The sequence below is a fragment of the Kocuria sp. ZOR0020 genome (genome assembly GCF_000800955.1).
In the GTDB taxonomy this organism is placed as follows: domain Bacteria; phylum Actinomycetota; class Actinomycetes; order Actinomycetales; family Micrococcaceae; genus Kocuria; species Kocuria subflava.
Window position 1 is genome coordinate 1 of record NZ_JROX01000108.1, and the last position, 10606, is coordinate 10606.

The 10606-nt window shown below is 64.9% G+C and carries 9 protein-coding genes; 6 read left to right on the forward strand and 3 right to left on the reverse strand.

The window, feature by feature from the left end:
• The 4 genes from L979_RS07040 to L979_RS16690 form a co-directional block, all read left to right on the forward strand.
• Nucleotides 1–625, forward strand: a 625-nt coding sequence (locus L979_RS07040) for an FCD domain-containing protein (protein ID WP_231559435.1), incomplete at its 5' end; no start/stop codon positions are given.
• Nucleotides 622–1494 (forward strand): 1,6-dihydroxycyclohexa-2,4-diene-1-carboxylate dehydrogenase, encoded by an 873-nt coding sequence (locus L979_RS07045; protein ID WP_304413460.1) that lies wholly within the window; start codon nt 622–624, stop codon nt 1492–1494. The genes L979_RS07040 and L979_RS07045, both read left to right, overlap by 4 nt.
• Before the next feature lie 37 nt (nt 1495–1531).
• Nucleotides 1532–4243 carry an AAA family ATPase gene (locus L979_RS07050; RefSeq protein ID WP_231559436.1) on the forward strand — a complete coding sequence of 904 codons (2712 nt, stop codon included), beginning with the start codon at nt 1532–1534 and terminating at the stop codon, nt 4241–4243.
• Nucleotides 4244–4363: a LuxR C-terminal-related transcriptional regulator gene (locus L979_RS16690; RefSeq protein WP_231559437.1), complete on the forward strand. Its 120-nt coding sequence runs from the start codon at nt 4244–4246 to the stop codon at nt 4361–4363.
• Nucleotides 4364–4486: 123 nt separating this feature from the next.
• Here the strand turns inward: L979_RS16690 and L979_RS07055 are convergent, their stop codons facing one another.
• From L979_RS07055 to L979_RS07065, 3 genes are read right to left on the reverse strand one after another with little or no spacing between them, the layout of a single operon-like run.
• Complete coding sequence (locus L979_RS07055; RefSeq protein WP_047690910.1) at nt 4487–5587, reverse strand: mandelate racemase/muconate lactonizing enzyme family protein; 1101 nt, start codon at nt 5585–5587, stop codon at nt 4487–4489.
• Between the two features lie 51 nt (nt 5588–5638).
• Entirely contained in the window at nt 5639–6541 is a 903-nt protein-coding gene (locus L979_RS07060; RefSeq protein ID WP_047690917.1) for a LysR substrate-binding domain-containing protein, read from the reverse strand.
• A 9-nt stretch (nt 6542–6550) separates the two neighbouring features.
• Nucleotides 6551–8296 (reverse strand): long-chain-fatty-acid--CoA ligase, encoded by a 1746-nt coding sequence (locus L979_RS07065; RefSeq protein WP_052209628.1) that lies wholly within the window; start codon nt 8294–8296, stop codon nt 6551–6553.
• 272 nt (nt 8297–8568) lie between these two features.
• Between L979_RS07065 and L979_RS07070 the strand changes: the two genes are divergently transcribed.
• Together L979_RS07070 and L979_RS07075 are read left to right on the forward strand one after the other, a co-directional pair.
• Nucleotides 8569–9285: a response regulator transcription factor gene (locus L979_RS07070; RefSeq protein ID WP_047690912.1), complete on the forward strand. Its 717-nt coding sequence runs from the start codon at nt 8569–8571 to the stop codon at nt 9283–9285.
• A gap of 79 nt (nt 9286–9364) precedes the next feature.
• The coding region (locus L979_RS07075) for an ATP-binding protein (protein ID WP_052209629.1) at nt 9365–10606 on the forward strand (1242 nt) is incomplete at its 3' end.

Here is a 10606-nt window from a genome sequence, read left to right on the forward strand (position 1 = left end):
ACGCCCACGCGCACACCGCTACCCATGCTCATCTGTGAAGGGCCCCGAAACCGGCGCACCGGTCTCCGCAGACACGGTGGCTGCTGTTGGTGAGCAGATCAGCGGGGCCGAGGCCGTGTCCTCCATGCAGACCGGGCGCCTCCAGTTCGGGGCAGCAGACACGGCAGCACACCTGGATGCCCGCGCGGGTCTTGAGACTGCCGTGGTGCAGTTGATGATTTCCAAGATCACGGAGGAGCAGCTCAACAACTGGAACCGCTTGGCCACGGATGTGGACTCCACGGTCCAAGACGGTGTGGTCACGGATGCCAAGGAGTTCGTGCGCACCAACTTTGCCTTCCACGAATACCTGTTCACCGTGGCCAACAACCCGGTGCTCCTGGAGGCCTACCGCGGCCTGGACACCCGGGGGCAGATGTCTGCCACCATCAGCAACGGTTCTCCGATCTTTGAATCCGTGGCCCGTGACCACCACGACCTGGTGCAGGCCTTCCGCGCCCAGGACCTGTCCCGGGCCTTGGACATCGTGCAGGCACACACCTCCGCGGCCAAGGGCACCATGGAAGAGGCAGTCGTGGCCGTGGAGACCGGGACCATGCCCATGGTCAGCGGTGAGAACTCATGACCGGCGGCACCGGGACCGACGTCTCCGGGATGCCCACCGTTGAAACCTCCACCGCCCCCGCCCTGATCACCCCGGGTCGGTTTGCGGGCAAGGCCGTCGTCGTCACGGGAGCCGCCCAGGGAATCGGTCAGGTGGTGGCGGAACGGATCGCTGCCGAAGGCGGCGAGGTGCTGCTGGTGGACCGCTCCGAGGTGGTGGAGGAGGTTGCCGCGCAGATCAACGAACGTGCCGCCGGCACGGACGGTTACGGCTACGCCCTGCCCCTGGGCGGTCTGGATCTGGAGGATGCGGGCAGCTCACGTCAGTTCGTGGAGGTGGCCCTGAAGGAGTACGGCCGCATTGACGTACTGATCAACAACGTGGGCGGCACCATCTGGGCACGTCCGTACAAGGAGTACGACGTCCAGAAGATCGAGAAGGAAATTCACCGCTCCCTGTTCCCCACCCTGTTCGCCTGCCACGCTGCACTGCCCACCGTGCTGGAGGCCGGCCGTGGAACCATTGTGAACGTCTCCTCCATTGCCACCGGCGGGATCAACCGGGTGCCGTATGCAGCATCCAAAGGTGGTGTGAATGCCCTGACCAAGGCATTGGCCCTGGAGGTGGCGGAACTGGGGGTGCGTGTGGTGGCCACCGCCCCCGGTGGCACCCTGGCACCGCCCCGCAAGGTGCAGCGCGGCCCGGGCCCGGAAGGAGAGCAGGAACAGGCCTGGTACCAGGCCATCGTGGACCAGACGGTCTCCTCCTCCTACATGAAGCGATACGGCACGTTGGCGGAGCAGGCAGCACCGATCGTGTTCCTGGCATCGGATGAAGCCTCCTACATCACCGGCTCGGTCCTGCCGGTGGGTGGTGGCGACCAGGGCTGAGATCGTGGCACCTGTCACTGTCGATACCATCTGGCTCATGGTCGACGAAGCATCTCCCCCACAGCACAACTACCCCCTGGTGGGCCGCGAGGCCGAAATGGGTGTGCTGCGGGAGGTGTTCAAAGAGGTCAGGAAGGGAAGCTGCCGTTCCGTGGTGCTTCAAGGGGCGCTGGGCAGCGGCAAGTCCCGGCTCCTGGACGAGTTCCTCCAGGAGGCCCAGACCCGTTCCACCACGGTGCTCTCCATGGTGGGCGATGAATGGGAGTCCTCCCTCTCCCTGGCCGGCTACACCCAATTGATGTCCACAGCACCTCTGCGCAGCAGCAAAGGATTCGACGGCGGCGAGCTGCCGCCGTCGAAAATCCACACCCAACTGAGCCCGGACCAAGCCGTCAACTACGCCCAGACCCTGCAGGTGCACCTTGGTCAACTGCAACGCCGCGGGCCGGTGCTGGTGGTCATCGACGACCTCCAGTGGGTGGACGAGGCCACGCTGCGCATCCTGATCTTCACCGCACGCCGCCTGCATGGAGCCAAGGTGATGTTCTTGTTCACCCTGGACTCTGAGCAGTCCCAGAACGTCCCCGTGGGTGTTCTGGACTACGTTTCCGGCCACCAGGTGCGCCGTATTGTGCTGCCGCCCCTGCCGGTGGAGGCCGTGGGCCAGCTGGGCCGGCACCTGTTGGGCACGGATCTGGACGTGACCACGGTGCGAACGTTGATTGACCACACGGCAGGCCTGCCTCTGCGCCTGGTGGAGCTCATGCAGGAAATTCCGAACGAGGCATGGCAGGGCAGGCTGCCTCATCTTCCGCCAAGCCACCGGGTACGGGCCAGAATCCGGTCCCAGTTGGCCCGGGGCTCGCAACAGCTGGTGGACGTGGCCCGCGCCGTGGCAGTCCTTGGGCCCGGGGCAGAGCTGCAAGCAGTTTCCGAACTGGCTCAGGTGCAGGACGTCCTGAGCGCCCTGGACGAGGGGCACGAACTGCAATTGTTGGAGTTCACGGTCTCCCAGACCCAGAGCCACGTGACCTTCACCGAACCTGGTGCCGAGAGGGCGGTGTACGACTCCATCCCGCCCACGGTGCGCATAGGACTGCACCGCACTGCGGCTTCCGTGGTCTCCGACCCCGGTGTGCAGTTGAGCCACCGGGTGGCTGCCACACCCGGGCCGGACGCTCAGCTGGCCAATGCCTTGGAGGACTACGCCAGTGACCAGGCGCGCGCCGGTGTCTGGTCCGCCGTTGCCCGAGCCATGCTTGCCGCCTCCCGGCTCTCCGACCAACCCCGACAACGTGACCTGCGGCTGCTGCACGCCGTGGACGCCATGATCGGTTCCGGCGACCTGACGCAGGCTGCCACCTATTTGAGCACCATCGAGTCCTTCCCGTCCTCTCCCCTGCGCTCCTCCGTGTTGGGCCATCTGGCGGTGGTCACGGGGCAGTTCGCCAGTGCCAAGGCTCACCTGGACATGGCCTGGCGCACCGTACGCCCTGAACACGATCCCTCCACAGCGGCTCGAATCGCCCAACGGCAGGTGCTGCACGGTCTGGCCAACTGGGATGGTGCGGCCATGGTGGAGTGGTCCAACAAGACTCTGGAACTGGTGGATCGCGCGGCACCCGTGTGGGTTGAGGCAGAAGCCATCCACGGTCTGGGGCTCTTTGCCAGCCAGCAGGTCCAGGCCGCGGAAACGGTCTACCGCACCCGCATGACGGAGGCCGCAGAGACTGCCCAGAAGCAGCGCATTCAGATGGGCTACGCGTGGTTCGCCCTGCGCACCGACGACGTCGAGGCCGCTCACCTGCACTTCGAGGCCGCCATCCCCACGGAGTACCGAGGCGGCTCCCTGCGCATCTCCCTGTGGGCCGAGGCCTGGCTGGCCCGGTGCCAACTGGTGCTGGGTGACTGGGACGCGGCTGCTGCCACCATTGCACGGGCCTCCGTCCGGCTGGAGTCCTCCGGCATGCGGCTCATGCGACCGCTGTTGTACTGGACCGCAGCCGAGCTCTACGCCATTCGGGGGGACTGGGACCGCGCCCAGCACTACGTCCAACTCACCACGGCGCCCAGCGACGGCTACCGCGCCATGGCGGTCCCCTCCGCTCTGGCGCGTGCCCGCTACCACGAGGCTCGTGCGGATTACGAGAGTGCTTACGAGGCCATGTACCCACTGCTGAGCACTGATCCCCAGTCCGTGGACGGATCATCGTTCTGGCCCTGGCAGGACACCATGGTCAATGTGCTGGTGATGACGGACCGCTTGGATGAGGCCGAGGAGTTTCTGAAGACCCAAGAGGCTCTGGCATCCGTTCCGGGCTCGGACACGGACCGTGCCCGTCTGGCATGGGCTCGGGGGCGGTTGTTGGCGGCCCGCGGTGAGGCTGACGATGCCCGGCTGCACTTTGACAAGGCCCTGGAATGCCTGAACGCACACCACCGGCCGTATCTGAAAGCGCGGATTTGTTTTGCCTACGGTCAGAGCATGCGCCGGGCCGGCAAGCGACGCTTGGCCTCCTCCATTCTGCGCACTGCCCGGGAACTGTACGTGGCACTCGGCGCCAAGACCTACGTGACCCGTTGTGATCGAGAGTTGAAGGCAGCCGGAGTGGACACAGAGGCCGGCGTGCTGACCCAGGGTCTGGGGGCAGATGCTCCCGGCAGCACTCAATCCCAGGACACCGTGCAGTTGACCGCACAGGAGCAGGCCGTGGCGCAGTTCGTGGCCAGAGGTACCACCAACAAATAGGTGGCACGGGCCCTGTTCATCGCGGAGAAGACCGTGCAGTACCACCTGACCCGGATCTACGGGAGATACGGCATCCGCTCCCGCAGCGAACTGGCCGCCCGCTACCGCGCCGACAGCTGACCACTAGAGGCTCCGCCGCCCATCAGAGACACTTCCCCCTCGAGAAGTGACTTGCGCCGCCCATCGGCACTGATCAGCGGCACAAGTCACTGCTCGGAGGAGGTAAGCGGAACACGTCACCACTCAGTCCACGCGGTACTTCTCCAGCTTTTCGGGGTCGATCTGAGTGCCTGCACCAGGCACGGTGGGTACCGCGATCGCGCCGTCGCGGATCTGCAACGGCTCAGCCAGCAGGTCATCTGCCATGTCCCGGAAGTTGGACAGTTCCCCCGCCCGGCGGGAGGTGTGGGCCAACGCGGCACCGAAGACCACAGAGGCCACCGTGCCCACCTGGGTGTCGATCTGATTGCCTACGTACACGTCCACCCCGGCGGCCTCGGCAAAGGCCACCACCTTGGCTGATTCGGTGAACCCGGTCCGAGCGGTCTTCACCGCCAGCATGTTGGCACCTCCGGTCAGGATTTCCCGGGCTGCCTCCCCCAGGTTGGGAGCGGATTCATCTGCAGTGATGGGGATGGCCGACTGCGTCACCAGACGACGACGCCCCAGGACCTCCCTGGCATCATCAGGCTCTTCCAAAAAGGTCAGCCCCAACTCCGCGATCTGGCGCAAAACCTCTGCTGCTTGGTTGGCGCTCCACCCGCGGTTGGCGTCCATGTAGATCTCAACCTCCGGGCCCAGCCCTTCACGCAGCACGCGTGCGGCCTCCACGTCCAGGCCAACGGGGTGCCGCCCGGTCTTGAGCTTGAACGTGGTGATTCCGTACTGCTCACGGAACCCCAGGGCAAGGTCCAACAGTTCCTGCGCGGGCTTGAAACCCAGCATGTGGGACACCCGCATGTGGTCTGTGTACCCGCCCAGGAGCGTGCTGACCGGTTGCCCCAGAATCTGTCCCATGCAGTCCCACATGGCGATGTCCACCGCGCCCTTGGCGCATTCGTTGTGAATGGTGCGCGCCATGACGGCTTGGGCCTTTTCCCGGTCGAAAACCGAGAGACCAATGAGCTCCGGGGCAAAGACGTCCTGCACCACTGCCACGATCGACTTCTGCGTCTCTCCGTAGGTGTAGGGACGCGGAGGAGCATCCGCCCAGCCCACCACGCCGTCGTCGGTGGTGATCTTGATCAGGACGTGATCGGCGACGTGAACGGCCCCGGAGGCGAAGTGCAGGGGCGTGCGGTAGGGAATGGCGTAGGGGATCGCCTGGACGGCCGCAATCTTCATCGCTGAAGAGGCCTTTCATTCAGAGCTGTGGCCAGCGCATTGTTCTGGTATCTATACTGAATCCCCGGTTGGATCATGGTCGGAAATATCAGTAGTGACCAGTGTGACGAAATTCGCCAGAAGTTGCGAGCGTCCTTCACGTCTCCAGGCAATTGCCAGCTCAACAATTGGCGCATTCTCCAGCTCGCGGTAGTGCACCCCTTGCAACTGAACCGCGCGCACGCTGGACGGCACCACCGCCACCCCCGCACCAGCCGCCACAAAAGAAAGCACCGTGGAGGTTTCCTGCGCAATGTGGGCCACCCGGTGCTTGAACCCAGCAGCACGACAGAGCTCAACGGTTTCGCGATACACCACCGAGCCCGGCGGATAGGTCACGAATTTCTGGTCCGTCAGTTCCGGCATGGACACCGGCCGATCCTCTGCCAGCGGCGAGTGGGACGGGATGGCAACCATGAGCGGCTCGCGCTGCATGATCCGGTACTCGATCTCCTGACTGGTGACCGGCGGCCGCAAAATGGCGGCATCCAGACTCCGGTCCAGCAGGGCGGATTCCATGGCGGGGGTCAACATCTCCCCGTGCAGATCCACGTTCAGCCCCGGATAAGCCTGCCCGGCAGCGCGCACGATCTGCGGCATCACACTGTAGGTGGCCGATCCTGAGAACCCCACGCGCAGCACGCCCGTGACACCTGCACCCACCTGGTAGACGTCCGCCTTGAGCGCCTCGACGTCGTTGACGATCGCCCGCCCACGCTCAAGCAGCAACTCCCCCGCTGCCGTCAGATCCACCCGCCGGGTGGTCCGGTCAAACAGCTTGACGCCCAACTGTTCCTCCAACTGGCGGATCTGCTGGGAGAGCGGGGGCTGTGCAATGTGCAGTCGTTTTGCCGCTCGCCCGAAGTGGCGTTCCTCGGCCACGGCAATGAAGTAGTTGAGCTGGCGCAGGTCCACGGCCACCCCTCAGCCCTTGTGGCTCAGGTCGATTCCACGCCCTTGGAGGTCCTCCCGCACCAGTCGGCGTTGGATCTTGCCCAGCATGGTGCGCGGCAGGTCCTCCACCTCCACGATGCGCCGGGGAACCTTGTACCGGGTCACCTTGGCGTAGCAGTGCTCGCGCAGCGCGGATTCGTCAAAGCTGTGCCCCTCCGCGGAAATCACCGCGGCCACCACAACTTCCGTGCCGTCCTCGGTTTTCAGGCCCACGACGGCGGCGTCCTCCACGGCGTCGCTGGTCCGCAGAGCGGTTTCCACCTCGCTGGGGGCCACGTTGAAGCCACCGGTGATGATGATTTCCTTGAGACGGTCCACCACGGTGATGAAGCCGTCGTCGTCCACGGTCACGATGTCCCCGGTGCGCAACCAACCGTCACGCAGGGATTCGGCGGTGGCATCCGGGCGCTTCCAGTAACCCTGGAAAACCTGCGGGCCCCGGACCCACAGCTCACCCTCTTGTCCCTTGTCCACGTCCTGCATGGTCTCCGGGTCCACGGTGCGGATCTGCGTGGACGGGAAAGGAATGCCGATGGATCCGGCCCGCCGGTGGTCATTGAGCGGGTTGCAGGAGACCAGGGGGGAACATTCGGTCAGCCCGTAGCCTTCAATCAGCATGCCGTGGGTGTGCTGTTCCCATTCGTCCACCAGGTGAACCGGCAGTGCCATGGCACCGGAGACACCCACCGTGACTCCCTCCAGGGAGACACCCTTCTCATCAGCGGCTTCCATGACCTTCTGGTAGACCGGCGGCACGGCGGGCAGCACGGTGGCCCGGTGCTTCTTCATGGCCCCGATGATCAGATCCGGGCGCGGGGTGGGGAACAGCACCAATGAGGCCCCCAAAGACATGGCAAAGGTCATGCCCAGGGTCAGCCCGAAGGCGTGGAAGAGCGGCAGCGCACCATAGACCACCTCCTTGGACCCCGAATCCAACCACTCCCGCCCCATCACGGCATTGGACTCCAGGTTCCGGTGGGAGAGCATGGCGCCCTTGGGCAGGCCGGTGGTGCCGGAGGTGTACTGCAACACGGCAAGGTCGTGTGCCGTGGGGTACGGGTGATCGTGGGCGATCGGCGGGTGATTGACCAATTCCTTCCACGGCGTGGTGCCTGTGGCCGGTGCCGTCAGGTTGGCCCGCTGTTGCCTGAGCTTCTTCAGCGGCAGCCTGAGTGCTGTGCGCATCAGACGGGGCATGGCCTGGGTGATGTCCACGGAGATGATGTGCTCCAGACCCAGGTCCTTGGGCAAGGACTGCACTGCGGCCGCAGCCTTGTCCCACACGATGGCCACCCGCGCACCGTGGTCCTCGAACTGGTGACGCAACTCAGGAGCGGTGTAGAGCGGGTTGTGTTCCACCACCACGGCACCCAGACGCATGGCTGCATAAAACGCGACGATGTGTTGTGGGCAGTTGGGCAGCACGATGGCCACGCGGTCCCCTGCCTCAACACCCAGGTCCTTCAGCCCTTGAGCCACCCGCTCGACGTCCTTGCCGAGGTCCTCGTAGGTCACGTCCGCGCCGAAGAAGCTGACAGCCGGCTTGGGACCGAACTGCGCCACCGAGCGTTCGAACATGTGGCTCAGAGAGGTTTCCGCAAGGTCCAGATCATGGGGCACTCCGGCGTCGTAGCTGGCCTGCCAGGGCCGGGCGGCCAGGAACTCTCGGGAGGTTCCGGGAGCCGATGACGAGGAGGCGGGATTGTGCTCAGGCATACGCACGAGCCTACCTGGGGCAGTGCCGCCAGGTCCCGGTCAGGACCACCCCCACACCCCAAGAATCTTGTGGCAATTTCATCTAGATGGGGGTCTGGGCACGTCGTGGCGGCATCCGGCACCGTATAGTGAGGGTATCCACGAGATCGGATCCACCCGCTTAGGAGGCGGACGGAGCCGTGGGGGCTCGATGAAGTCGAAGTCTTCGGCGCCACCGGGGACCCCACACCCTGGCACCGTACGGCTCCCCCAAATCGACCCGAGGTGTCTTCATGCCGTCCACTCTTGTTGCCGTCGTCGACGATCACGAAGTCGTCCGTGAGGGCATTCGTCTGGTCTCCATGACGTCCCAGGCCGACGTCAAGCTGGTGGGCTCCGCTGCAACCGTGCCCGCGCTGCTGGACCAGTTGGGTCGGGACCCAGAGAACGCTGCACTGACCGCCTGCGGTGCCAAGCGCATCGAGTGTGAGGTGGTCCTGTTGGACCTCTCCCTGACGGACCGCTCCCGCCCCTCGGACAATGTGGAGAAACTGCGCCAGGCCGGGATGAAGGTCTTGATCTTCTCCGTGGGTGAGAACGCCGCCTTGATCCGTGAGGCACTGCGCGCCGGCGCACTGGGCCTGGTCCGCAAGTCCGAGCCCCTGGAGCACGCGATCGAGGAAGCTCGCAACATTGCCGAAGGCAAACCGGTGATCACCAAGGAGCTGGCAGCGGCCATTGACGGCGACGTCGAATTCGCCCGCGCCAACCTGTCTCCCCGCGAACAGGAGACGTTGCGCCTCTACGCATCCGGGTTCGCCCAGGTCCAGGTGGCCCGCCGTATGGGCATCAAGCAGTCCGCTGTGAAAACCAATATCGACCGCATCCGTGAGAAGTACGCACGCATCGGTCGCCCCGCCCCCACCAAGATCGACCTGCGCATCCGTGCGATCGAAGACGGTCTGGTGGAACCGGAGGCTGACGTCAATTCCGTGGAATTGCGCCTCTAGATCCTTGTTCCCGCGGTGCTGCGGTTGCCTCGCACTGCCCCGCGTTGTCGTTTCTGCACGTTAGGGACCCCACCCCCTCGTGAGCCACTCCGCCATCAGCCCCCAGCTCAACTACAAGCGCGTGCCCTCCCGCCTGCGCCGCTCTGGGCTACCTTCCATCACCTCCCCCACCGCACTTGGGCCCTACGCCTACCGGTTGTACTGGTTGTGTCAGATCTGTCTGGCAGTTTTCTCCTTCAGTCTGATCATCGAAAGCCTGCCGCGGTTGGAGCAGTTGGGGCAGAGTTTCTACTCCTGGAGTTTCGGCTTCCTGTTCCTGCACCTGGTCAACACCGTGGTGATCCTGTTTGTGGGAATCCAACGCAAAGTGGTGATCTGGCCTCTGGTGGTGCTCACGGTCCTGGGGTTTGCCGCCGTGGCCTGCATGCCCTTGATGACACCCCACACGGTGGCCACGCAGAACCCCTGGATCCCGTCGTTCTTCATGGTGGCTTCCCTTGCCGTGGTCTACGTCTGGGGCGTGGTCACGGCACTGGTCTACGCCGGTGTCTGCACAGCCCTGTACGCCACGTTCAGCGTGGTGCTGGACTCTTCCGTGGAGCAGGGCCTGCCCTGGGAGGCCAGTCTGACCCGGCTGATGTTCATGGTGGTGGCCATCATGCTGATCTCCACCATTCGCAAGGTGGGGGACAACGCCGATGAGGCCTACAATGATGCTCTGGCCCAGGCCACAGCCTCCAAGCGCTCACACAGCCAGGCCGAGGACCAGGAACGACTGGACCGGTTGATCCACGACAACGTGATGGCAGCCCTTCTGGATGCCTCACGCGCCCCCGGCGTCGTGTCCAAACGGACCAAAGAACTGGCCCAACGCGCCTTGGGCGTGTTGGCCTTTGAGGAGAAGCGGGCCTCCGGCACCGCCACCACCTTGGTCCATGTACTGGAGGACGAGCTGTTGGAGGCGCTGACTCCGTGGCGCTCCCGCGTCCGCTTCACCTCCCTGACCCCCAACATCCGCCCGGTGGGCCAACCACGGGCCTTCCTGTCCACGGAAATCGCTCAGGCACTGGTCCAGGCCGTGACTGAGGCCGTGGCCAACAGCGCTCGCCATTCCGGGGCGGACGTCACGTACGTGACAGTCAGCGGCGGCTCCTGCCCCCCAACGCCCATCAACCCGCAAGCTTTTTATCTGGGGTTCGACATCCAGGACCACGGCCGCGGTTTCTTGATGCGCAGCATGGACGAGCGCAGGTTGGGTGTGCGCGTCTCCATTGTCGGCAACGTACGCAACGTGGGCGGGGACGTGGAGATCAATTCCCCC